At 59.3% G+C, this 25227-nt stretch carries 18 protein-coding genes and 2 pseudogenes; 14 read left to right on the forward strand and 6 right to left on the reverse strand.

Annotated features, from left to right (window positions below):
* Window positions 1-2: 2 nt before the first annotated feature.
* The 4 genes from CD175_RS14865 to CD175_RS14880 form a co-directional block, all read right to left on the reverse strand.
* Window positions 3-1832, reverse strand: coding sequence for a DUF1302 domain-containing protein (locus CD175_RS14865; protein ID WP_104449474.1), 1830 nt, complete (start codon window positions 1830-1832; stop codon window positions 3-5).
* Between the two features lie 68 nt (window positions 1833-1900).
* Window positions 1901-3064 (reverse strand): thiolase C-terminal domain-containing protein, encoded by a 1164-nt coding sequence (locus CD175_RS14870; protein WP_104449475.1) that lies wholly within the window; start codon window positions 3062-3064, stop codon window positions 1901-1903.
* Window positions 3065-3226: 162 nt separating this feature from the next.
* A complete protein-coding gene (locus CD175_RS14875; RefSeq protein WP_104449476.1) occupies window positions 3227-5893 on the reverse strand; it encodes a winged helix-turn-helix domain-containing protein in 2667 nt (888 codons plus the stop codon).
* 182 nt (window positions 5894-6075) lie between these two features.
* Window positions 6076-6930 (reverse strand): helix-turn-helix domain-containing protein, encoded by an 855-nt coding sequence (locus CD175_RS14880; RefSeq protein WP_104449477.1) that lies wholly within the window; start codon window positions 6928-6930, stop codon window positions 6076-6078.
* 161 nt (window positions 6931-7091) lie between these two features.
* Between CD175_RS14880 and CD175_RS14885 the strand changes: the two genes are divergently transcribed.
* The 7 genes from CD175_RS14885 to CD175_RS14915 all read left to right on the forward strand — a co-directional run bounded on the left by CD175_RS14885 (window position 7092) and on the right by CD175_RS14915 (window position 14873).
* Entirely contained in the window at window positions 7092-8066 is a 975-nt protein-coding gene (locus CD175_RS14885; protein ID WP_104449478.1) for an NmrA family NAD(P)-binding protein, read from the forward strand.
* Between the two features lie 61 nt (window positions 8067-8127).
* Window positions 8128-9408 (forward strand): acyl-CoA dehydrogenase family protein, encoded by a 1281-nt coding sequence (locus CD175_RS14890; protein WP_104449479.1) that lies wholly within the window; start codon window positions 8128-8130, stop codon window positions 9406-9408.
* A gap of 40 nt (window positions 9409-9448) precedes the next feature.
* Window positions 9449-10579 carry a saccharopine dehydrogenase family protein gene (locus CD175_RS14895; RefSeq protein ID WP_093414216.1) on the forward strand — a complete coding sequence of 377 codons (1131 nt, stop codon included), beginning with the start codon at window positions 9449-9451 and terminating at the stop codon, window positions 10577-10579.
* Between the two features lie 21 nt (window positions 10580-10600).
* A complete protein-coding gene (locus tag CD175_RS14900) occupies window positions 10601-12157 on the forward strand; it encodes an AMP-binding protein (RefSeq protein ID WP_104449480.1) in 1557 nt (518 codons plus the stop codon).
* Window positions 12158-12328: 171 nt separating this feature from the next.
* A complete protein-coding gene (locus CD175_RS14905) occupies window positions 12329-13567 on the forward strand; it encodes a thiolase family protein (RefSeq protein ID WP_104449481.1) in 1239 nt (412 codons plus the stop codon).
* Window positions 13568-13624: 57 nt separating this feature from the next.
* Window positions 13625-14419, forward strand: coding sequence for an SDR family NAD(P)-dependent oxidoreductase (locus CD175_RS14910; RefSeq protein WP_104449482.1), 795 nt, complete (start codon window positions 13625-13627; stop codon window positions 14417-14419).
* Window positions 14420-14483: 64 nt separating this feature from the next.
* On the forward strand, window positions 14484-14873 hold the full coding sequence (locus CD175_RS14915) for a hypothetical protein (protein WP_104449483.1): 390 nt from the start codon (window positions 14484-14486) through the stop codon (window positions 14871-14873).
* 9 nt (window positions 14874-14882) lie between these two features.
* Here CD175_RS14915 and CD175_RS14920 read toward each other — a convergent pair.
* Window positions 14883-15257 (reverse strand): annotated as a pseudogene (locus CD175_RS14920) (IS66 family transposase); the annotation flags it as partial.
* A gap of 376 nt (window positions 15258-15633) precedes the next feature.
* Between CD175_RS14920 and CD175_RS14925 the strand changes: the two are divergent.
* A pseudogene (locus tag CD175_RS14925) lies at window positions 15634-17089 on the forward strand (tyrosine-type recombinase/integrase).
* Window positions 17090-17543: 454 nt separating this feature from the next.
* Here CD175_RS14925 and CD175_RS14935 read toward each other — a convergent pair.
* Entirely contained in the window at window positions 17544-18332 is a 789-nt protein-coding gene (locus CD175_RS14935) for an enoyl-CoA hydratase/isomerase family protein (RefSeq protein ID WP_104449484.1), read from the reverse strand.
* Between the two features lie 661 nt (window positions 18333-18993).
* On the opposite strand from CD175_RS14935, the gene CD175_RS14940 reads away from it, so the two are divergent.
* The 6 genes from CD175_RS14940 to CD175_RS14965 all read left to right on the forward strand — a co-directional run bounded on the left by CD175_RS14940 (window position 18994) and on the right by CD175_RS14965 (window position 25032).
* Entirely contained in the window at window positions 18994-20181 is a 1188-nt protein-coding gene (locus tag CD175_RS14940; RefSeq protein WP_104449485.1) for a lipid-transfer protein, read from the forward strand.
* A 57-nt stretch (window positions 20182-20238) separates the two neighbouring features.
* Window positions 20239-20676 (forward strand): MaoC family dehydratase N-terminal domain-containing protein, encoded by a 438-nt coding sequence (locus CD175_RS14945; RefSeq protein WP_104449486.1) that lies wholly within the window; start codon window positions 20239-20241, stop codon window positions 20674-20676.
* A gap of 10 nt (window positions 20677-20686) precedes the next feature.
* Window positions 20687-21106 (forward strand): MaoC family dehydratase, encoded by a 420-nt coding sequence (locus tag CD175_RS14950; protein ID WP_104449487.1) that lies wholly within the window; start codon window positions 20687-20689, stop codon window positions 21104-21106.
* Between the two features lie 46 nt (window positions 21107-21152).
* Window positions 21153-21983 carry an SDR family NAD(P)-dependent oxidoreductase gene (locus tag CD175_RS14955; RefSeq protein WP_104449488.1) on the forward strand — a complete coding sequence of 277 codons (831 nt, stop codon included), beginning with the start codon at window positions 21153-21155 and terminating at the stop codon, window positions 21981-21983.
* 91 nt (window positions 21984-22074) lie between these two features.
* Window positions 22075-23220, forward strand: coding sequence for an acyl-CoA dehydrogenase family protein (locus tag CD175_RS14960; protein ID WP_104449489.1), 1146 nt, complete (start codon window positions 22075-22077; stop codon window positions 23218-23220).
* 243 nt (window positions 23221-23463) lie between these two features.
* Complete coding sequence (locus CD175_RS14965) at window positions 23464-25032, forward strand: long-chain-fatty-acid--CoA ligase (RefSeq protein ID WP_104449490.1); 1569 nt, start codon at window positions 23464-23466, stop codon at window positions 25030-25032.
* Window positions 25033-25227: the final 195 nt, after the last annotated feature.

Genomic DNA, 25227 nt, shown 5'->3' on the forward strand with positions numbered 1-25227 from the left:
GATCAAATGGTCGTTTTGAAGGTAAAAGTGACCATGCCCCGATCCTTGAGCTGAGGCTGAGTACCGCCGAAAGCAGTGGTCTGCCCCGGTACGCAGTTGTATTGGCCGTTGGCCCCTGGTGCGGCACCCTCGCCCTGTGCACCTGCACCACCGGCTGAGCCGCAGGTGTCGAACGGACCAAAGTTGTCCACGTACTTCAGGTCAAACCGGTACTGGTTGTGCACGTCCATGCCAACGCCCACCGAGTAACTGCCGGAGTCCTTGTTACCCCCGAGCTGAACCGACGAGTTACCCGCAAGGCCGACGCTGTAGTTGGCCGGCAGGTACATATCGATGCCGGGAAACACCTGATACCAGGTCGGGTTGAAGTTGACGCCCAGGACGTAGTTGTCCTTGGTGACCTTGTCGACACCGCGATACCAGTCTTCGCCTTTGAACAGCTGCTCGTTCTCGGTGACGTCCAGCCAGCGGCTGTAGGCGAGTTCAACCAGCAAGGTCGAACTGTCCCAGACCGGTGTCGCACCGAACGTGGTCAAGCCGTTGAGCACCGCGTGCACGGTGTTGCCTCGGGCCACGCCGTTATCACCATCAAAGCTGCTGATGAAGCCAGGCAAACCGGCAGCACCGGCTACCGGATTGACCGTTGCCGGCACGCTGGCCAGCGGCATGTTGTGACGATAGTTCAGGTCGAGACCGACGCTGACACCTTCGATGCTTTTCGACAGGCTGATGCCGTAGATATCGATGTCGTCGACATAGAACTGGTTGTAGCTGCCGGCATTGCCGGAGATCAGTTGCGCAGGGCCGACCGCCGTTGGCTGCAACACCAGGTTGGGCAGAATGTCGGAGGTTTTGCGGTAGTAGAAACCCAGCGTACCCTGCAGCCATTCCGGGCTCCACTTGGCCATCAGACCAAAGTCACCCTGGTTGTCCGGAGTAAACGTATGCCCGTTGGACAGCCGTAAAAACTGGTTGGCACCCAGTGGGCCAGGTGTGCCGAACAGCGGGTTTCGGCCGCCGATCAACGACAGGTTGTGCCCGCCATTTTGAATGCCGTCGTTGAACCCCAGATAAGTACCCGACTCCGGCAACCGCGCGGCGTCCCAGTCCAGGAAGTACTGCGCGGCGAGGGTCAGTTCCGGGTTGACCGTGAGGCTGGTGGACAACTGATTACGCGGAATGAACAGTTCTTTGGCTTCTGTTCCCGGGACCGCCAGCGACTTGGAAATATCCAGGCCGGACTGGCCATAACTGTTGCCATGGGCAAAGGCGAGGATGCTTTCGCCCCAGTAAACGGTGTGCTTGCCGAGCTTGCCGCTGAGCAGCGATTCATCGCCGACTTCAGTGCTGCCAAACACGAAGGCATCAAGGATTTCCGAAGAAGGACCGTTGTAATAGCGATCGGCGTAACCGCTTTGATGACGAGAGTCCGGCTTACCGTTGTTGAGCTGATTGGTCGAGGCGTTATCGCTGCCAATATCGTCGTAGGCGTGGTCGTACCAAGTGTTGGCGCTGACACGGAAACCGACTTTTTCTTTGTAAACCACGTCCAGTTCGGTCAGCACATCCAGTCGTTGAGAAACGGGACTGCCGGAGGAGAAGTTGCGAGCCCCGTCATTGTTGTTCCACGAATTGGCCAACTTGCTGTTGGGGGCTTCCACGCGCTGGGCGTAGTTGAACTTCAGCGTGTTGTCGAAGCGAACCGCAAAGTCTTCATTCCCCGTGTTGATCTCCACAGCCCCTACGGGCGCGATGCCCAGGCCGGTGAGAATGGCGGAGGCCAACAACCCTCTGCGAAGGTTTGCATGGCAGATCTTATTATTTTTGTTCATCTAGCTTGCCACCTGCTCTATGGTTTACGAAAAGTCATGGGTTGAATCACGGCGTAATGAGCCTCCTCTCAGGTGCGCTGCAAAAGGGTGACCGACACCGCCCTGCCCAGGGCGTTGCTATGTTGTAAAGCCGTGCGGGCACCAGCAATTTGCCTGCCGTCGGCCACGCCGCGCAGTTGCCAGACCAACTCGACCAGTTGCGCCAACCCGGTGGCACCCGGGGCGTGACCACGTCCCAGCAAGCCACCCGATGGGCACACCGCATTCATCTGTCCTTTCAGGCGATGTCCTTGCTGCACGAATCGATCGATCTCGTCCTCCCGGCAAAAGCCCAGCGCGGCGCTATTGACCATGAAGTCGCCGACGCTTTGGTCGTGCAGTTCAACCACGTCGATGTCTTCCGCACCGAGGCCCGCCTGCTGATAGGCCAACTGCGTGACTCGTCGGGTAGTCGCCTGTCCGAGAACATCCAGCACGCAACCCGATTCCTGCTCTGAAGCGCTGTCACTTCCCCTGACACTGGCCAGCACGGTGACGTCCGCCCGAGCGCCGAAGCGCAGGGCGAAGGCCGGGGTACAGAGCAGGATGGCCGCAGCACCGCAGGCGGGCGGGCACAGATAAGGCGGGAGCCAGGCGTTGCGATCCGGCAAGCGGTTCAACACGGCGTAGGGATTGCGCCCGGCCTGGGCCCGTGCCCGCTCAAGCACTTGATCGAAGCTGCTTTGAGCAATGCCCATGCGTGTCAATAACCAGCTGGTTTGGGCCGCAAACAGCAGCGCCGGTTGTTGTCGACGCTCGATAAAGCCGATGGGGTTCTCATCCTGCCTGACCGTTGCCGACTCATCGTGGACGAGATCTTTCAAACCGAAAAACTCACGATTGGAAATGCGTGCCGGCATGCACTCGACACCCACCAACAGGACACATTCAGCCTGGCCGCACAGCAGGCTATTGCGGGCCAGATGGAAAGCACTACTGGCCGATGCACAGCCATCGCCGAGGCTGAAAATCGGCACGCCCGAGTAGCCAATCTGCGACAACATCTGCTCGGCGATACCGACTTCACCGTGTACGCAGGAAGTAAACACTTGGTCGACCAGGTCAAAGTCGATCCGTGCGTCGGTCAGCGCCGCACGAATGGCTTGCCCCGCCAATGCCGCATGACTGTCAGAGCCACCCAGCGGTAGAAACGGCACCATTGCTGCACCGGCGATCAGCACTTTTACAGACATAAACCTGCTCCCACTCGCCAATACGTTGGCGCTTTTGTGGGGTCAGACTATTGCGAAGTCGAAAAGCGTACCCCCCCATTGACTGGGGGGGCGATTGGAAATCGGATATGAGGGGGAGTTGAAGGATGATCCGAACGGATCATCTCGGGTGGTGGCTTGGCATTAGCCCCCAGTCTCGAGAATTCCCAGCATGTATGCACGCGCGACTACATGCTGTCTGGTGCCGGCCTGGAATTTTCCAAACAGGTTTTTCAAGTGCCACTTCACGGTTTCCTCGCCGACATTCAGCGCCAAAGCGATTTGCTTGTTGGACAGGTTGCGAGCCAATAGCTGCAACACCTCGCGTTCCTTGGGCGTCAAGAGACGACTTGGGGACACGCTCGATGGGGTGGATTCCGGTCGCGGAACAGGTGCGGGCGTGGAGGTCGTCGCAAGCAATGGGACCGTTTCACCCTGGAGCATCCGCTCCCATTTGATCAGGTCCGGATGGGTGTCCTGCACCACGCGTAACATACCGTTTTCTTGCGCGAGGCTGACAGCCTCCAGCAAATGGTCAGTGCCGCCCTGTCCGGTCGCCCTGAGCGCCAGTGCCCTGAGCAGCTTGATCTGTACGATGTCTCGCCCACGACGCAGGTATTCGGCTGTTTCACTGACCTTGTCCAGCACCGCCAGCATCGCCTCCCAATCACGTTGGGCCAGTAAGGCATAAGCGTTGGCTACCCCGGCCAGCAAGTCCAGCTCCGGACCCAGCAACCCTGCTCGCTCATGGGTAATAACTGGCGTGAAACAGTCCAGCCGTCGCCATAATGCCTGGCAGGTATCACTGCGTCCCTGCAAGGCATGCAGGCGTATTTGTTCTCCCAGGGAGGCAATGCAGAATCGTGGAATATTTCGCTCTTCTCCAAGGGCGAATAACGCCTCGAGCAGATCCTGCCCGCGATGCCCCTGCCCCTGGATTGAAGCCAGTCGAGCAGCGGCGAGAAAACCCTGCACAATGGCATCGGGGGACGCCAATCGCTCAACGATATCCAGCCTGTTCGCCAGTACCGTAGCGGACTCCTGAATTTCCCCCTGTTCCAGCAACACCGTCGCCAGAGCGCTCGCTAACATGACCGCCACCGGACTGCGCCGACCGATGTCCCGTTCGGCATGCAACAGGCTGTCGTGCAACGCAGTGCGCGCCGACACCATTCGACCTTCGTATAAATAAGCAAGACCGACCACCCACTCGCCGTATCCGCGTATGGCATCAAGGCCAGGACTACCCGCGTAAATCGCTGCTCGCTGAAAGATTCTCCGGGCTTTCTCCGGTTGTCCCTGCAACAGCGTCAGCCGGGCGATCTGGGTCGCGACAATGGCTTGCACCTTGATTGAGAATGAAGGCAATCGATCGACCCAAGGAGTGATGAGTTCATGCGATTGATCCGGATGGTCCGCAAAGTAGGCGGCGGCGGCGGCGATGGCGGCCGCTTCACAACGTGTCGCCTCGTCGGCGGACGGATGCTGTTCAATAGCCGCAATCAATCGCGCCGCTTCTGCCTGACGCTCTCCCATTGCCAATGTCCAGGCCGCCGCCAGGCAGATGCGCGGATGCGACAACACGTCAGCGGGGCCAAGCTCCTCGACCCACTCCAGCACCCGGCTGAACTGCCCTTGCAACATGACTTCGTACAGGCATTCACCGATCAAAGCATAGGCCGGTTGGGGCATGCCGGCCAACAGATATTGCCGGGCGGCCTGCTCCAGGAATCCGTGTTGTTCCAGCCACACGGCGCCGCGCCGGTGATAACCCTGACGTTCCTCCAACGGCAAGTCGGCAAAACGGCCGAGCAGAAATTCCCGCGCCAATGGATGGATGCGCACCCAGTCACTGTCGATACTTTCAACAAAAATCGGAGTCGAGGCACACAACTCCTGCAGCAATTCACCCGAGCGAGCGTTGCCCGTCAGCGCCTCGCATAACAAGGGCTGGACCATTTCCAACAAGGCAATGCCGGTCAGAAAGCGAACCTGCTCCTCCCGAAGATGTGCGAGCAAACTGTCGACGAAATAACGCTCGATATCACCCAGACAAGTCGACAGCTCTTCGACTGCCGCACTTCGATTCGAGCTCTTCTCCAACGCCGAAATCGCTAATTGCAGGCCGAGCGGCCAGCCTTCGGTTATCTCGTGCAGCCGCACGCAGAGGTCGGCATCAACCCTTGTGCCGAAACGGTCATTGAGGATGGCGATCGCCTCTTCCACATTCAGTCGTAAAGCCGCAGTCATGATCGTCGTGAAAAGCCCTCTTGCCGCGAGGTCCGTCACTTGCAGATTCAACCGTGTGCGAGAGGCCATGATGATGCGCAAATTGGCTGGCGCGTTGTGCAACAGGTACGTCAGGGAGTAACGGATCGTCAGCTCGGGCAGGGTATCCACTTCATCCAGAATCAATACGGTTTCGCTACCCAGATCGGCCACTTCCGCCAACCATTGCGTCAGCCCTTCCTGTTCGTCTCGCCCCAGTCCCGCAATAGGCTCAAATACGCGGGCAAACGACGGCCGACCGCTGCCAACGGCCATGGCAACTCCCAGCCCCTGGACAAAACGCGCACCATCATCCTGTGCATCCAGCGTCATCCAGGCCACCACGGCGCCGTGAGACAAACATTCACGGCGCCATTGGGTCAGCAGAAAGGTTTTGCCGAAGCCTGCCGGCGCTTGAACGGCGATCACCACCTTGTCTGTCAGTTCCTGGGTATGAATACCCAGGCGGCTTCGCATCCGTGCTGATTTCTGACTACGCGGCGGCGTCGTTTTGAGGATCAGTTGGGGCTCTATGCAGTCCATTGTTTCAGACCTGAGTGGTTGAGAGACGCTTACCCAAGGAGCGTCTGAAGGTCCCTGGATACAGTTCCAAACGGTCGAACACTACCATGGAATAGCCCGAGGGCTTGAACCCCGGTGCAATCCAACGCAAGCCGCTTGCGTACTTTCGGTGCAGTGACCCGCTCGCAACGCAAAAGAATCCGCTACCTTCCAGCCAGGGCTCTGTATTCAGCCGGTGTACTGGCGTGCGCAGCCTTGAACGCTGCAGTCAGGTGGCTCTGAGAGCTGAAACCACACTCCAGTGCCACATGCAAAATAGGTAGATCGGTCTGCATGAGCAGATCACGCGCATGTTCCAGTCGTACATTCATTACATAGCGATGGGGCGGCATACCCATGGCGCGCTGAAACAGCCGTCGAAAATGAGCCGGGCTGACACCCGCCTGGCCAGCCAGCGTGCTGATCGACAGTTCCTGCCCCAGATGCTCGCGAATGTAGACCAGTACGGTATGCAGGCGCGCCAGATGAATATGCGGCGGATAAATACCTCGGCTCACGTCAACTCGCAGCGCACGATACACCTGCTCAAGCATGACCATGGCCAATCTTGCCATGAACCCCTGATCAGCCCCTTTCCCAAGGCTTAGCTCATCCATCAATTGCCGGGCCGCTGCACTCACCAAACCATCACTGACGGGCAATGGCGCCTGCGCGCCAGCACATAGCTCACGCAATTGTCGAAACACGCCATCCGTGCGCTCGGGCAGATAAAAAACCGCGAAATCAATGCTGCCGGAATAGTGCCATTGAGTGGCACAACCGGCAGGCAGCAGCATTGACAAGCGGGGCATCGAGGTTGAGCGCAACTCGCCCCCTGCCCCCTCATCCGCCCGCGAGCCACCGAACTGGGTCAGCAGGGCCATGAAGTCAACGGGCGGAACGGATAGATCCGTCGTATGCAGGAAGTAGCGCTCCGCATACAAGGGGATTTCCCTGCACACCAAGCCGCCCAGCAAGGGCAATCCCAGTGTTTCATGGACCTGTTGCTGCGGATTCATGGGCATCTCGGGATGAGCATATTTTGACAAATATGACCGCTTTTCAGGTGAGTTGTCGATCTCGGGAAGAACAATAATCGGCCAAATATTCCGCGACTCGCCTTAATGCGAGGCAGGCACAACCGCTCGCCCGCATGACTGATATCAGCCAGGAGAACAGCATGAGCAAGAAGACCGTCACTGTATTCGGCGCCACCGGGACCGCCGGCGTCGCTTGCGTCAATGAGTTCATTCGCCAGGGCCTGGTCAATATCAATGTGCTGGCGCGCCGCTCCGGCCAGGTGGAACGCTCATCGTCGGGCATCAGCAAGAGCGAGGCGCAAAAACAGCTGCAGTACGACGAATGGGCACGCCAGGGCGTGACCATCAAAGAGGTCGACGTCACCATTGCCGAAGCGCTGGTCCCGGCGCTGCGCGGCACCGACTACCTGGTGTCCTGCGTCCCCCTCTACGCTACCGAATCGCAGATGCCGCTGATCTTTGCCGCCAAGGAAGCCGGAGTCGAACGCTTCGTGCCATCCGAGTTCGGCGCGATCTATGAATTCGAACAGTTCTGGCAGACCGACACCACGCACCGCTTGATGGCCCGGCAGAAGGCGTTCATCCGACGCATGATCGAACTGGCCGGCATGGACTACACCATCATTCCGGCCGGTGCCTGGATCGAGTACTACATGCTCGAGCCGGTGATGGTGATGGGCGATCCCGACGCCAGGCTGGCCTGGTCGACCGGCGCGGATGTCGGCCGCATCATCCCGCATGTGCTGGCCCACCCGGCCTCGCGCAATGCGATCTGTCCAGTCGCGGCCACGGTCTGGTGTTCGTGGAACGAGCTGCTGGCTGCGCGCGAACAGGCCGTGGGTCGCCCGATCGAGCGTAACGAGTTGACGCCCGAGCAGTGGCGCGCTGCCTACTCGGCTTCCCGTCCCGGTGCCATCCAGACCCTGCTGGCGATCGGCGTCGCCATGGTCGATACCCCAGCGGGCATGTCGCTGTGCGGCCACTGGAACAAGACCTTCCTCCCCGAGTTCAAGGGGACGCCGCTGCAAGAGCTGTTTGTCGACACCGTAGAGCCTTTCGTCGAGGCCACGCGCGCCACGCTGATCACCGCCGGCGAACTGCCGGCCGACGCCTGACGTGTCTCGACGCCTAGAGTGCAGGCCATAAGAAAAACCGAGTGATATGACGAGGCCCATCATGAAACTAAGTAACCGGATCAACCTGCCTGACATTTCAATAACCGGCTTTGAAACACCCCTGAACGAGGTCGAGCGCGGCATCCAGGACAGCGTGCATCGCTTTGCCAAGGATTTCATGCGCCCCCTGGGTCAGGAACTCGACAAGATGACCGCAGAGCAGGTGGTCGCCCCCGGCTCGCCGTACTACAGCGTGTTCAGCGAAGCCGCCAAGCTGGGCCTGGATTCCGATCTGCTGGCCGAACTGCCACCGGAAACGGCTGTACGCGTCGAGTCTATGATCGGCGAGGAAATGGGCTGGGGCGATGCCGGTCTGGCGGTTTCCCTGGGCGTCAGCACCTTCCCGAACGAGATGGCCAAAGCCGTAGGGAACCAGGAGTTGATCGATCTGAGTGCCGGGAAAATCGGCTGCTGGATGATTACCCATCCGGACAAGGGCACTGATGTCAGCGCCTTCGACTTGCAGCGAGACTGGGTGCCGGGGCAGTTGGGCAACAAGGGTAATCTCTTCGCCAAGGTCGGCGAGCACGAGATCGTCATTAACGGCCAGTGCTCGGCCTGGGTGTCCAACGGCGCGGTGGCCCAGGTGGCTCTGGCCTACATGACCGCCGACTATGGCAACGGCTTCTACGATGCCAATGGCTTGCCCTATGGCATATCCGTAATCGTGCCCCTGGACTTGCCCGGTGTCAGCAGGGGCAAGCCGCTGGAGAAGATCGGTCAGCGCGCCCTGCCGCAGGGCGAGGTGTATTTCGACAACGTGCGGATTCCCAAGCGCTTCGCCGTGGCCCTGCAGGACGAGTACTACGGCAACGTCGTTTCGACCTGGTCGTTCGCTGGCACCCACATGGCGCAATGGTTCACTGGCGTGGCACGTTCCGCCTTCGAACTGGCCCTGGCCTACTGTCATGAACGCAAGCAGGGTGGCCAACTGCTGATCAACCACCAGCTTACCCGCTACCGCATCGGCGACATGATGCGTCGTGTCGAGCTTTGCCGGGCTGTCGCCCGCCGCTCCCTGGCCTATGCGCGCCTATCCCCGCAGGGGCACCCCTGTGCCACGGCTTCCAGCAAGGTCACCGTGACCGAAGAGGCCATGCGTGTAGTCAGCGATGCCTTGCAGCTGTTTGGTGGCAACGGCCTGACCCGCGAGTACCCCATGGAGAAGTTGTTCCGCGATGCCCGCGCCGCGCTGATCGAGGACGGCGAAAACATGATGCTCACCACCCGCCTTGGGTTCCTTGTCCAGGAGCTCTACGAAGACGGCTGGCCCCAGTACTGATCCAAGACCCGACTAACAATAAACTTTGGAGACAATAGAAATGGCTAAGTATCCCGTAGTTGTCTATGGCGCCAGTGGCTACACCGGCATGCTGACCATGGACTGGCTGATCGACCAGAACATCCCCTTCACCGCTGTGGCGCGCAATGCCAAGCGCGCGCAGGAAATGATGGCGCAACGTGTGGTACGCCTGGAGTCCGCGACCTATGAAATCATCGAGGCCGAGCACAACGTCGAATCGCTGAGCGCCGCCTTCAAGGGGGCCAAAGTGGTCTGCAACACCGTTGGCCCCTTCGTCAATTTCGGTCTGACCACCGTCGAGGCCGCGCTCAAGGCTGGCTGCCACCACATAGATACCACCGGCGAGCAAAGCTACGTCCGTCAGGTTCGCGAGCAATTTGGCGAGCTCTATCGTCAGGCTGGCCTGCTGGTTTCGCCATCGCTGTCCTACATGTTCAGCTTCTCCGAGATCGCCGCCGAACTGGCGCTGGAAACCCCCGGGATCGACGTGCTGGAAACCGCCGCCCTGTGCCGCGGCCCGCGTGATGTCGCCGGGGTCAGCCTGGGCTCGGCGGCCTCGATTTTCGAATTGTTCCACCGGGAGCAGTTCTACCTGTGGGAAAACAAGCTGGTGCAACACCCCGCCACCGCTTCGTTCAACATTGTCGACCCCAACTTCATGCAGCCGGTTTTCTGCCTGCCTTGGGGGGGAACCTCGCTGCCGATTTACTTCGAGCATGATCCGCGCGTGCGCGCCTGCACCTCCGCGGTCGGTTTCTACGACAACAATGTGATGCCGATGGTGCATGGCCTGAGCCAGAAGTGGGAAGCGGAATACAAGCACCTGTCCAAGGAGCAGCAGGACGCGGTGGTGAAGAGCCTGGTAGAGGCCACCACGCCGAGCATGCCGCCCCGCGAACGCACCACCTTGCAACGCAGCGTCGACATCGCTATCGGCCGCGGTCACCTGGCCGCCGTGCGCGCTACCGTGCATGGCGTCACACCCTATATTTCCACCGGTGCCCTACAGGCCGCTGCGGCGATCAGGCTGCTCGACGACGACACCAACAAGGTCGGCTTCGCTTCTGGCTCCAAGGCTTTTGGACACCGCTATCTGCTCGGCTTCCTGGAAGAACGCGGCCTGGCCCGTGCCACCGTTACCAAACTCTGATTACCGGCACAGGAACCACTTATGGCCATCATCGACTTTTACGATCGCGGCTGGGGCATCAACCCTGCCGGGGTCGCCTACATCCAGGGCGAGCGCTCTTACACCTTCAACGAAATCGGCGAGCTCTCGTGTCGCATCGCCAACAAGCTGCTCGCACTGGGCTTGCCGAAGGAAACCAAGGGTGCCGTCTGGTCAGGTAACGACGTCACCGCCTGGGCCTGCACACTGGGTCTATGGCGCGCCAACATGACCTGGATTCCAGTCAATGCGCGCAACTCGAGCGAAGAGAATCACTACATCCTCGACGCATTCGACTGCGAGGTGATGTTCTACCAGAACGATTTCGCGCAAATCATCGCCGAGCTACGGTCCAGGCTGCCTAAGATCAAACACTGGATCTGTATCGATGCCGATGCTGTCGATGCACCTTCGTTGGAACTATGGAGTGCCGGCCAGCCGGCGAGCCGTCCCGAAGTCGCTTATGACATGGACGACGTGGTGGCGGTCTCACCCACTGGTGGCACTACGGGCACGCCAAAGGGCGTGATGAACACCCACCGCAGCGTGCAGACGTTCATCGCCCACTTCATGCTGACCTGTGCTTATCGCAATGGTGAAAAGCCGGTGAATATGGCCGCCGCACCGATGACCCACACTGCCGGCCTGTTGTCCGTACCCTGCACGGCGCAAGGTGGCACTGTAGTGGTCATTACCAAACCCGATCCGGCATTGATGTTGAACGCCATTGCACAGCGCAGGGTCAGCGAGCTCTTTCTGCCGCCAACGGTGATCTACAGGCTGTTGGAAATTCCCGGTATCGAGAAGCTGGACTTCTCCTCGGTGAAGTACCTGATGTACGGCGCGGCTCCCATGTCGGTAGACAAGCTGAAGAAAGCTATCGAGATTTTCGGCCCGGTCATGACCGGCGGCTATGGTCAGACCGAAGCACCGGCCAGCATCGCCAACTTTCGTCCTGACGAGCATCTGGTGGGTGACCAATTCGCCGACGACGAACGCCTGTCCTCGGTCGGCCGCCCTAACCCGCTGGTCCGCGTCGAAGTGATGAGCGACACCCACCAGATCCTGCCGCGCGGTGAAACCGGTGAAATATGCGTGCGCGGCGACCTGATCATGAAGGGTTACTACAAGCAGCCGGAGAAGACCGCCGAGACCATCGTCGACGGTTGGCTGCATACCGGCGACATCGGCCATATCGATGCCGAAGGCTATCTGCACCTCACCGATCGCAAAAAGGACATGATCATTTCCGGCGGCTTCAACGTCTATCCCAGCCAGGTCGAGCAAGTGCTGTGGGGACATCCGGCCGTTCAGGACTGCGCCGTGATTGGCGTGCCCGATGAGAAATGGGGTGAGGCCGTCAAGGCCGTGGTCGAGCTCAACCCAGGCCAGGAAACCACCGAGCAGGAGCTTATCGAGCTGTGCAAGGCCAGGCTGGGCAGCGTGATGGCACCGAAGTCGGTCGACTTCACTACCAGCCTGCCACGTAGTCCGGTGGGCAAGGTGCTGAAGAAAGATCTGCGCCAGCCTTATTGGGAAAAATCAGCTCGGAAGATCTGACGGGAAAAATCGAGGTCGATCTCAACCTCGGTCTGCACGTGGCCGAGATACGCCTGCCTGAACCTGGTAACGACTAGCAACTTCAGTAAGCCGCTGCCCAGGCGCACCCAACGTCAACCACGCCGTGGGGTGCGAACTGGACACTGACCCACTGAATATAAGGAATTTTCAATGAGCAATATCTATATCGCCGGCATCGCCATGACCGTCTTCGGTCGCCACATCGAACGCAGTCTCGACGACTTGGCACGTGAGGCTTTCCAGGGCGCATTGAAGGACGCCCACTGCACTGCCGCCGATCTCGATATCGCGTTTTATGCCGGCATGACCAATGGCCCATTGCAAGGTCAGCTCTCGATCCCAGGTCAGGTCGTGTTCAGCAAGATCGGTATTGAAGGCATTCCTATCTATAACATCGAGAACGCCTGCGCTTCGGGTAGCTCAGCCTTCAATTTGGCCGTGCAAAGCCTCAAGGCCGGTACAGCCAGTATCGCGCTGGCGTTGGGTGCGGAAAAGATGAACATCCCGGATAAACTGAAGGCCCTCTCGCTGTTCGAGGCTGGTTGGGACGTGTCTCGCGCCGAAGAGAATTATCAGACGCTGGTAAAAATGGGCGAAGGTGTAGTGCCGCCCGCCGGGTCGGAATCGGACAAGCCTTACAGTAAGTTCATGGCCATCTATGCCGCATTGTGCCGCCAGCATATGAAAACCTACGGCACCACGCAGCGGCAGATCGCAGCGGTGTCGGCAAAAAACCACACTCACTCGGTCCATAACCCCTACTCGCAATTTCGCAAAGCCTTCGGTATCGACGAAATCCTTGCCGCCCCTCCGATCACCTACCCGCTCACCCTGCCAATGTGCGCGCCGCTGTCGGACGGCGCAGCAGCAGCCATCCTGTGCACCGAGGAAGGACTCACACGCATCGGTGCCGACAAGAGCCGCTGCATCAAGGTAGCGGCCAGTGTGATCCGTAGCTTTAGCCATCGACGGCTCGATCAGCCTGAACTGAACGTCGGTCACCTGGCAGCTAACCAGGCCTATGAACAGGCGGGCCTGGGGCCGCAAGACATGCATGTCGCCGAAGTCCATGACGCCTCGGCGATGGGCGAAATCATTCAGGTCGAAAACCTGGGCCTGGTCCCGTTCGGTCAGGGCGGACCTGCGGCTGAACGTGGCGAATTCACGCTGGGCGGGCGCATCCCGGTCAATACCTCAGGTGGCCTGGAATCGAAAGGCCATCCACTCGGCGCTACCGGGATCGGACAACTCTACGAACTTGTGACGCAACTGCGCGGAGAGGCTGGCGCACGCCAGGTATATGGCGCACGCCATGCAATCCAGGAGAACGGCGGCGGTTTGCAGGGTATTGAGGAGGCAGCCGTCGCGATCCACATTCTCAGCAAATAGTTCTTGTCAGAAAAATTTGTAGTGGCCAAACCAATCAAAACAAGAAGGATAAAAAACATGTTCCAAAACAAAGTAGTCGTCATCACCGGCGCAGGATCAGGCATTGGTCGAGAGTTGGCTATCCAGATGGTGGAAGCTGGCGCGCACGTCGCGCTGTCGGACATCAACCAGGTTGGTCTCGACAAAACCATGAAGCTATTGCCTGACGCCAGCAAAGCGAAAGGTTATCTCCTGGACGTATCGTCCTGGGACGCCTTCCAGGCCCATGCCGACGAGGTAAAGCGAGATTTTGGCACGGCGCACTTCGTCATCAATAACGCAGGTGCCGCAGTCATCGGGACAGTTGCCAACACCTCCATCGATGAGTACGAGTGGCAACTCGGTATCAACCTGTGGGGCGTGCTGTACGGCACCAAAGCGTTCCTGCCGATGATGCAGGCCCAGCGGGAAGGCTGCATCGTCAACATTTCCAGCGTATTTGGCCTGGTAGGTTTCCCGATGCAAAGCGCTTACAACATGTCGAAGTTCGCCGTACGTGGTCTGACCGAAGCACTATGGTCGGAACTTGAGGGCAGCGGCGTGCGCGCCGTGTGTGTGCACCCTGGCGGAATCAAAACCAATATTGAAAAGGCCGGACGACGCTGTAAAGCCGCCGGTAGTACAGAAGAAAGGTTCAAAGCGCTTGCCGACAAGATGCTACTGACGCCAGCGGCAGATTGTGCCGGCGACATCATCAAGGGGCTGCGCAAAGGTACCAAACGCATCATCACAGGGAACAAGTCGAGCACCTTGTTCTGGATAAGCAGGCTGTTCCCCAATAGCTATCCGGCATTACTCAAGATACTTGGCTGAGACCTAAAAGTTACAAGATGTCTCTGCATGGTGCGAGGCGTCAACACCTCTCAGGAATAACTCCATGACCGACAGTTATACACGCAAGCTGTTTATTTCTGCCGCCTGCTTCAACGTATTCGCAGGTCTTCCATTACTCGTAGCCCTACAACCCGTAGCTGCACTGTTGGGGCTGCAAATTACCCCTACCTCAACCCTCTTCATTCAACTCACTACGTGCCTGGTTATCATATTCGGCTGGGCCTATTGGATGATCGCTCGCGATCCGCTGCAGTATCGACCCTATATCCTGCTCGGGATAATCCTGAAAGTACTGTTTGTTGTGGTGGTTTATGGTCACTGGCTGGCGGGCAGCATCCCCTGGCCATTGCCAGTAGCGGCATCGGGTGACATCGTCTATGTATTACTGTTCTGGCGTTATTACTTATGCGTCCGGCCATCATGCCTTGCGTAACTAAACCGGTTACCACTGATGCGGCAGTAACTGATCGATTTCACTCGCCCGCTGCGTTGGTAGGTGTGTGAGAACATCCTTCAGAGGCATACGGATCATGACCATTCAGCCGCGCAGACTGGATCATATTTATGATCAGGGCCGCGCGTTTACCGCTGCAAAACGAAGCTGCGAAGAGCCAGTTTTATGTCCAAGAACCCAAGGGCGGATCTGGTTCTTGGCCCAATTGTTGTCAATTGGGCCGGCCCCGCCATTGAGGTAGTGTGACAGCGCTGCCCACCGTTTCAGGCTGTAATTGAGCGCCTTATTGATGGCCGCGCCTCCGGGCGTCAGATGACGCTGAGCGATCATCCATGCATGCAGCATATCCATCGCCGGTACGGCTAAATAGCGTAAATTTTCTCCAGCCTTGTTCATGAGACGACTGCCAGATAAGGCATCAATTCACGCGAACGCAGTGAGGATTCCACTGAAAGCCAGTCGTTTTGTAGGGGTAAAAACGCCGTAAAATAAAAAGGGGTCGCGAGATAAAATCTCGCAACCCCTTGAATTATATGGTCGGGACGGAGTGGTTCGAACACTCGACCCCTAGCACCCCATCTCCTTTTTCATACTTCTTGAAAGCTTCCAAAATTTTACTCTGGATTTTTCCAAGCTAGTATTTACTTGAGCTCCAGCGGTGTTCTGCGCTACGAGAGTCCAGTAACGTCCATCAAGAGCCGACGTTTTTGTGGGGGTAAAAGTAGGGGGAGTCCGTTTCATGGCCAAAATCACCATCAAAGAACTCGAGTCGCTGACCGCTGAAGATGCCGGCCGCATCCTCCGGGAGGACGGCAATCTCGCCGGTCGGATCTCAGTCCGTAAGGACGGCGTGTCAGTCAGCTTTTTCTATCGGTATCGCTGGGGCGACCAGAACAAAGAGTACGCCTGCGGAACCTGGCCGCGCAAATCCCTGACGGACATCCGCAAGGCGCGTAATCAGGCCAGGGCGCTCATTGATGAGCAGATCAATCCCAACGAGCAAAAGAAAACCGCCAAGGCACAGGCATACGCCGCGGCTAACGTAGAGGCCGAACAAGTAAAAACGGCGAAGGTGAAAACGCTGACCGTCCAGGATCTGGCCAAGGCGTGGCTGTTGGATGGCGTGGCGCGCAAAGATGGCAATGCTGAATTGCAGCGCCGTTTTAACAAGGACCTTTTTCCGGCACTCGGCAAGACCGCGGTGAGCAGCGTCTCCGAACACGATGTTCGGGCGCTGATCCGGGCCGTGATCAACCGCGGCGCTCACCGGCAAGCCATCAGTTTCTTCGCCGACCTCACTCAGATGTTCAGCTGGGCCAGAAAGCGGCAGCCCTGGCGGGCCTTACTGCTCGAGGGCGACCCGACGGAACTGGTCGACATCTCCCCTCTGATCCCCGCCGACTACGAGGCCGAAAGAAGCCGCATCCTTTCCCCGGCGGAGCTGTTGGAATTGCACACCCGCTTCCAGCAAATGACCGCCGATTACGACGCCCTCCCCGCCGGGCAAAAGTACGAGGGCATTCGTCCATTAAAGAAGGAGACTCAACTCGCGCTCTGGATCAGCCTGGGCACCTTGTGCCGGATCGGCGAGTTGCTGCAGACCGAATGGAAGAGTGTCGATCTGGACCAACACACCTGGTATATCCCGAGCGAAAACGTCAAAGGCACTCGCGGCAAGAAGCAGGACCATCATGTCTTCCTCTCCCCCCTTCGCGCTGCATTTCTTTCAGGAACTCAAGACCCTGACGGGACATTCCCAATGGTGCTTTCCGAACAAGCAGGATGATGGGCATGTGGATGTGAAAGTGGTGAGCAAACAGGTGGGTGATCGCCAGGCCCGGTTCAAAAACCGTAAGGCCCTGTCAAGACGGCGTCACGACGACACGCTGGTGCTTGCCGACGGCCAGAACGGTGACTGGACGCCGCATGACCTGCGCCGTACGGGCGCGACCATGATGCAGGCCTTGGGGGTCAGCCTGGACGTCATTGATCGCTGCCAAAATCATGTGTTGGCTGGCTCCCGAGTGAGGCGCCACTACCTGCATCACGACTATGCCGAAGAGAAGAAACGCGCCTGGAACCTGTTGGGCGATCGACTCAGTGCCGTGCTGTCCTCAACCTATGAGCACACGCCAAACGAGTCGATGTTATCTTTTCCAGTGTACGCGGAGACAGAGACGTGGACACCCTCATAGGGCTGTTGCACCCAGAGCTCTCCGGAATTTAACATCCGCGACACCCCGTGTTGTGACCTTAAATTCGCGATGAGCAAAGGTGACAGACTGCATGTAAACATTCGTGAGCTTCACCGTTGCGGAACTGTTCGAAAAAGTATGGCAAACGCCCATGATCAAATTGGCCCACGACATTGGTGTTTCCGATGTCGCCGTCACCAAAGCTTGCCGCAAAGCCGGCATCCCTCTCCCTGGCCGTGGCCACTGGGCCAAATCGGAAAAGTAGCGACAACGCAAACCCAAGCCTCCTCAGGTCGAAGGCATGGTCCGATTCCAGGTTCTCGAGCGTGACATCCCGCCCGGCAAGACTGGCACTGATTCGAACTCACCAATAGCCCAGCGAACGATTGAAGCCCCCTCTCAATTGACTGATCCCCACGCACTAGTGAGCCAATGGCTAATGAAGAGAAGCCGATTAACGGCCAGTGAATTGCGGCGCCCGCTTGTCGATAAAGGATTGCACCCCCTCGGCTGCATCAGCGCTTTGCGCGCACGCCAGTAACGCGGCAGCTTCGAGGTCCAGGTGGGTGACAACGTCATGCGCTGTCGCGCCATCGCACAGGCGTTTGATCCGCCCCAATGCTTTGCTGGCACCGCCGGCGAGGCGTTGTGCCAGACGCTCGGCCGCCGCCGACAATTCGTCCGGTGGGTGCAGTTCATCGAACAGCCCCAAGGCCTGGCACGCCTGTGCGGGCACACTCTCGTTGAGCATCAGGATTCGCTTGGCTGCGGCCGCGCTCGCCCGCCTGCTCAAGTAATAGGATGCGCCAAGGTCCGGGGTCAGGCCGATGGCCGAATAGCCGCCACGCAGCTTGGCCCTGTCACTGGCAAGGACAAAATCGGCACAACAGGCAAAGGCGATTCCGGCGCCACCCAGATTTCCGTGCACCACGCTGATCAAGGGTGCCGAGAGGTTTACCAGGCGATTCATGGCTGGGTTGAGCATGCCCAGTATGGCGCCGATGTGCTCGACAAGCCGGCCACGGTTCTCGACGAATTCGGCAATGTCGCCGCCGGTGCAGAACAACGGCCCGCGCGCATCTAGCACGACCACTCGCGGTTGCGCCAAAGCGATCTGCTCGACCGCGTGTTGCCACGCCTCGCTGAGCGCGAGGTTGACCGCATTACCCTGCTCGGGACGATTGAGTGTAAGGCGGCCAATGCCGCCCTCGACACGATAGAGAACCAACGACTCAGGGTGCATCTTGCGAACTCCAATATGATGTTATGAGTAAAGTGCGGACGCGTTTCAATCCACGCGCTGGTATGCCGGCAAGCTGGCGTGCTAATGCGAACGGGTGATGATTTCTTTCATGATCCCGCTGGTACCAGCGTAAATGCGTTGCACTTGAGCGTCGGCATAACAGCTGGCCGACACCCGTTGGTCGATGTCGCGGAACCAGGCCAACTCACTGCCACCATAAAAGCCCCTGCCCTCGCCGGCTAATACCGACGAACACTCGCGACAGTTCTTCGTGCAAGCCGGCGTTGATGGCGTTCATCACCTCGAGGCGACTCAAGCGCAATTTCAGCACACCGCGATTTAGGTCGAAAATGTGTGTCTGGCCAGACGAAGTCGGCCATATCGAAAAGGCTACGGCAACGGTGAGAACAGCTCCCCCACTCCCGGGGAGTGGTTGTTGAGGGGGCACAGCGACAGGTATTCATGAGGTCTGGCATACGCAGCATGGCGCCCCGCTTGCGTTGATGCCAATTCCCAGCGCACACCCCACTCCCTTCCCACTCCCCAGGGGCGGGTCCGCCCCTGGCACGCGATACGTATCTTGGCCACGTGAGCCGGCCCTGCCGCCTTTGCCCCGCCCACCCCTTGCGCGAGGCAATAACCACCCCGTATGGAGAAGACGATGTCGCAGAAAGTGTATGTAGCCGGCGTAGGCATGATCCCGTTCCTGAAACCAGGCGCCAGCGGTACCTATATCGAGATGGGCGCTCAAGCTACGCGTCTGGCCCTGAAAGATGCCGGTCTGGACTACAAGTTGGTGCAGCAGGCGTATGTCGGTTACGTCTATGGCGATTCTACTTCTGGCCAATCGGCCCTCTATGAAGTCGGCCTGAGCGGTATTCCAGTGGTCAACGTCAATAACAACTGCTCGACCGGTTCCAGCGCCCTGTACCTGGCGCGCCAGGCGGTGGAAAGTGGCGCTGTCGAGTGCGCGCTGGCCTTGGGCTTCGAGCAAATGCAGCCAGGCGCCCTGAAAAATCACTGGGATGACCGTCCCGCTGCAATGAGCAAGTCATCTGAAGTCGTTGCCAAGCTGGCCGCCGATGCCGAAGGCGTTCCCATGGCTCTGCAGATGTTTGGCGGCGCTGGCCGTGAGCACATGCAGAAATACGGCACCCAAATGAGCACCTTTGCCACGATCCGCGCCAAGGCCAGCCGTCACGCCTCCAACAACCCGCTGGCGCTGTTCCGCAAGATCGTCACCACCGAAGACGTGATGAACGACCAGGTGGTCTGGCCAGGCGTAATGACGCGCCTGATGGCCTGCCCACCGACCTGCGGCGCCGCCGCAGCGATCATCTGCAGCGAAGCCTTTGCGAAAAAGCATGGCTTGCGTACCGACGTGGTGATCCTCGCCCAGTCGATGACCACCGACACACCGATCGCCTACGATCCACCGTCGATGATTCAGTTGGTCGGCCGCGACATGGCCGAGCGCGCGTCTCGCGAAGTCTACGAGAAAGCCGGCATCGGCCCACAGGACATCCGCGTCGCCGAAATGCACGACTGCTTCGCTCACAACGAACTGCTGACTTATGAAGCCTTGGGTTTCTGCCCAATCGGCGGTGCCGAGCGCTTCGTCCTCGATGGCGACAACACCTACGGCGGCCAAGTGGTCACCAACCCGTCGGGCGGCCTGCTCTCCAAGGGCCACCCGCTGGGCGCCACGGGCCTGGCCCAGTGTTATGAGCTGACCCACCAGCTTCGCGGCAGCGCCGAGGCACGCCAGGTCGAAGGCGTCAGCCATGCCCTGCAACACAACCTTGGTCTGGGCGGCGCCTGCGTCGTGACCTTATACGGCCGCGGTTGAACCAAGTTGCCTGTGCGCCGGCCCGGGTTCACAGGCCATATCCAGGAGTTAACTGAAATGGCAGACAAGAGTCTGATTGGTCGTTCCCTCGGCGTCACTCACGCCGATGTCGAAAAGGGCCGCCTGCGTTTCTTCGCCAAGGCCTCCGGCGAAACCGACCCAGTCTACACCGATGAAGCGGCGGCAAAGGCTGCCGGCTACAAATCGCTACCAGTGCCACCGACGTTCCTCATGTGCCTGCAAGGCGAAGGACGCGATCTGACCGAACAACTAAATGTTTATGGCTTCGATCTGGGCCGCGTTCTGCACGCCGAGCAAGAGTTCGTTTACCACAAGCCAGCGGTTGCCGGCGACGTGTTGACCTTCGACACGCGCATCGCCGATGTCTACGACAAAAAAGGTGGTGCCCTGCAGTTTGTGGTCAATGAAACCCGCGTGACCAATCAAGACGGCGAACATGTAGCCGACATCCGCAGCACCCTGGTACAGCGTTGAGGAGCATTCGATGAACATTTCTCAGTACAACGATATCCAGATCGGCGATCAAGTGCCGCTGCTGACATTGCCCGCAGTCAACCGCACCACCCTGGCCCTCTACTGCGGCGCCTCGGGGGACCACAACCCGATCCACGTGGACATCGACTTCGCCCGCAAGGCACGCATGCCCGATGTGTTCGCCCACGGCATGCTGTCGGCCGCCTATCTGGGCCGGCTGCTGACCAACTGGGTGCCACAGCAACAGATACGTTCATTTTCCATGCGCTTCACCGGCATTACCCAGCTTGGCCACATCCCGACCTGCACCGGCACCGTTGCCGAGAAGTTCGAAGCCGACGGTGAAAAGCGCGTGCGCATTGAAATCAAGTGCAGCAACCAGTACGGCGAAGAAAAGCTCGCAGGTGTTGCCGTGGTGGCCCTGGCCTGAAGCGTACGTGAACACACACATTCAAATAAGAAACGAGAACACAGTAATGAAAAAGCTTGAAGGTAAAGTGGCCCTGGTGACCGGTTCCGGTCGTGGTATCGGCCGTAGCGTCGCCCTGCAACTGGCCGGCTATGGCGCCAAGGTCGTGGTCAACGACCTGGACGCGAGCCCGGCCGAAGACGTGGTTGCCGAAATCCGCGCCGCCGGTGGCGACGCCGTGGCTTGCGTGGGCAGCGTCACCGCCGCCGACTTCGCAGACCGCTTCGTCAAAACCGCCGTGGACAGCTTTGGTGGCATCGACATCATCATCAACAACGCCGGTTACACCTGGGACAACGTGATCCAGAAAATGACCGACGAGCAGTGGTACGCGATCATCGATTGCCACCTGACCGCACCGTTCCGCATTCTGCGTGCCGCACAATCGGTGATCAGCGCCCAGGCCAAGAAGGAAGCCGCCGAAGGCCGTGAAGTGTTCCGCAAGGTGGTCAACATTTCTTCCATCGCCGCTGGCGGCAATGCCGGGCAAGCCAACTACTCCGCAGGCAAGGCCGGCATCCTGGGCATGACCAAGACCCTCGCCAAGGAGTGGGGGCGCATGAAGGTGTGTGTCAACGCCGTGGCTTTCGGCTTAATCGACACCCGCCTGACCCAGGCACTGGCCGGCGACGAGAGCAAGACCGTCACCATCGAGGGTCGCGAGATCAAGGTCGGCGTGCAGAAGGCCATGATCGACGGCGCGAGCCAGGTGATTCCGCTGGGCCGCCCGGGCACCCCGGATGAAGCCGCCGGTTCTGTGGTGATGCTGTGCCTGCCGGAAGCGAACTACGTCTCCGGTCAGACCCTGGTCTGCGGTGGCGGCCACGGCGCCCTCTAAGCCCGCTTGTCCCGTCGCCCGGATTCGCTATTGCTCACAGTGCAGTGGCGTATCCGGGATTCAACACTCAGAAGAATTCGAGGTATTTGCGATGCTGGATAATTACCGTTCGCCCTGGATGGACGACGACGTCATTCCATTCGCTGACAGCGTTCGCCGCTTTGTCACCCAGTCCCTGGCGCCGCTGGAAGAGAAATGGCGCGAACAGCATCAAGTTGACCGTGCCTCCTGGCTGGCCGTTGGCGAAATGGGCATGATCCTGCCCGACGTACCCGTCGTGTACGGCGGTTCGGGGGGGACTCCGGCACACGTCGCAGCCGTGATCAATGAAATGACCTATGCCGGTGTCACCAGCCTGGGCCTGGGCATCAGTCATATCGTGGGGCACTACATTCTGGCCGATGGCACCGAAGCACAGAAGCAGCACTGGCTGCCGAAGATCGCCTCGGGCGAAGTCATCTGTTCGGTGGCCATGACCGAGCCCGACACAGGCTCCGACCTGCAAGCCATCCGTACCCGTGCGGTGAAACAGGGCGACAAGTACGTCATCAATGGCGCCAAGACCTTCATCACCAATGGCCAGATCTGTGACATGGTCGCAGTGGTGGCCAAGACCGATCCAAACGGCGGCGCAAAAGGTATCTCGATCTTCCTGGTCGACACCCGTTTGCCGGGTTTTCGCCGTGGCAAGACCCTCGACAAGCTCGGCTGGGAGGCCCAGGACACCGCGGAGATGTTCTTCGACGACTGCGAAGTCCCGGCCGACTGCCTGGTCGGCGGCGTCGAAGGCAAAGGCTTTTTCACCCTGATGAATCAGCTGCCGTATGAGCGCATGCAGATAGCCATGAACGCGACGGCCAGCATGGAGCGCGCCCTGGCGCTGACCCTCGAATACACCAAGGAACGCAAGGTGTTCGGCCAGCGCGTCCTGGATTTCCAGAACACCCGCTTCACCCTGGCCGACATCAAGGCCACCACCCTGGCCTCGCGGGCGTTCTGCGACCACCTGATCCAGCAATGGATCGACGGCAAGCTCGATTCGACCCAGGCCTCCATGGGCAAGTTCTGGCTGACCGATCGTTCGAGCGAAGTGATCGATCGCTGCCTGCAGTTTTTCGGTGGCTACGGTTACATGAAAGAGTACCCGATCGGCCGCATGTGGACCGAAGCGCGGGTGACGCGCATCTATGGCGGTGCCAACGAGATCCAGCGCGAACTGGTCGGTCGTTCGCTCTAAGTACCCAGCCGCTCGTGGCTTTGCTACAGCCCTCGGCAGGCCCGCCTGCCGAGGTTGCTGTTTAAACTTGTTTCATGACAGACCCTGGGTCATCACCTGCCATGCCTATGACCCGGATGGCGAAGCGGTACGCAGCCGTTGGCCCCTGTCGACCGCCAAAACCGAGTAACGCACACGCCAATCACGTGGCACACCACAAAGTATCTCCGTCACCCCCAGAACAACAAGAGTATGGAGTTATCGATGTACATTACCCAAGGGTTACACCGCCACCTGCAGCGCAGCCCCAACGCCATTGCCATTCAAACCGAATATGGCAGCGTTACCTATGCCGAATTCGGTGATCGCGTCGCCCGCCTTGCCAGCGCACTGAAGACCTTGGGCATCGCCAGCGGCGATCGGGTGGCCATGCTATCGTTGAATTCGCAGCGCTATATCGAGTACTACCAGGCGGTGCCCTGGGCCGATGCAGTGCTCAATCCAGTCAACATACGTTGGAGCGTGGCCGAGATCGTCTATTCGCTGGATGACTCGCAAACCGGCGTGTTGATTGTCGACGACAACTTCGTCGCCTTGGCCGGCAAGATCATCGAGACAGCCAAGACACTGCACACGGTGATCTATGCCGGCGACGGTGAAACCCCGACCGGCATGCTCAATTTTGAAGCACTGATTGCAGCAAGTGCCCCGGTGCAAGATGCGCGGCGCCAGGGTGATGCGCTGCTGGGCATCTTCTATACCGGCGGCACCACGGGTTTCCCCAAGGGCGTGATGCTCAGCCATACCAATATCTGTGCTTCTTCGATGGCCTTGGTCGCGTCGGGCTCGTGTCGCCCGCAGGAACGCTACCTGCATGTGATGCCAATGTTCCACCTGGCCGACTTTGCGGCGATGACTGCACTGTTCATCAGTGGCGGCACGCACCTGATCCTGCCGTCGTTCACCCCCCAGAAGGTGCTGGAAACCATCGCTGAGCAACGTGTCAGCGAAATACTGTTGGCACCCACCATGATCCAGATGCTGCTGGACTGGCGCAGTAGCCACCCGCAAGCCAGCGAGTTCGACCTGTCCTCACTGCAAACCATCAACTATGGCGCATCCCCTATCACGCCCGCATTGCTCGAACGCACGCGCGAGGCCTTCCCTGGCGCAGGTCTGCGCCAGGGTTATGGCATGACCGAGCTGGCGCCGATAGCGACACTCCTGCTCCCGGAGTATCACAGCGAGCAACACCACCACAGTGGCAAGATGTACTCCGCCGGGTTGCCAGCGTTCTGTGTGGAAGTGCGCATTGTCGATGCCGAGGATCGCGAAGTGCCGCGCGGCAGCATTGGCGAAATAATCGTGCGCGGCCCAAATGTCATGCTGGGCTACTGGAACAAGCCACAAGCCACCGCCGAAGCGATTCGTGACGGCTGGATGCACACCGGCGACGGCGGTTTCATGGATAAAGACGGTTTCGTACATGTCTGCGACCGTCTCAAGGACATGATCGTCAGTGGTGGTGAGAACATCTATAGTGCCGAAGTGGAAACCGCCATCGCCAGCCACCCGGCGGTGGCCCAGGTCGCGGTGATCGGCATCCCCTGCGACAAATGGGGCGAGACCGTGCACGCAGTGATCATCCGCAATCCGGAAAGGCGTGTGACCGACGAGGAGATCGTCAACCACTGCCGCGAACGTATCGCCGGCTACAAATGCCCGCGCAGTGTCGAGTTTCGTGACAGCCTGCCATTATCCAGCGTCGGCAAGGTGCTCAAGACTGACCTGCGTGCGCCGTTCTGGGAAGGCCGCAAGCGCGGCGTGGCCTGAGTGTCGGCCTCACCCACCACGCGGCTACGCGGTGGGTAGGCCAGCTGCATTGAAGTGCGCATGCTTTCGACCGAAAGCCGTTGTGCGTCTGTCATGTATGGACATGCCATTGGGGGATACCTCATAGTCTCCGGACACAAATTAGCGCAACGCCGATCAGACGCATTCCCCTCCAGTGGAGTGGGGAAAGCCTGT

Origin of the sequence: Pseudomonas laurylsulfatiphila, from assembly GCF_002934665.1 — a bacterium.
GTDB classification, from domain to species: Bacteria; Pseudomonadota; Gammaproteobacteria; order Pseudomonadales; family Pseudomonadaceae; genus Aquipseudomonas; species Aquipseudomonas laurylsulfatiphila.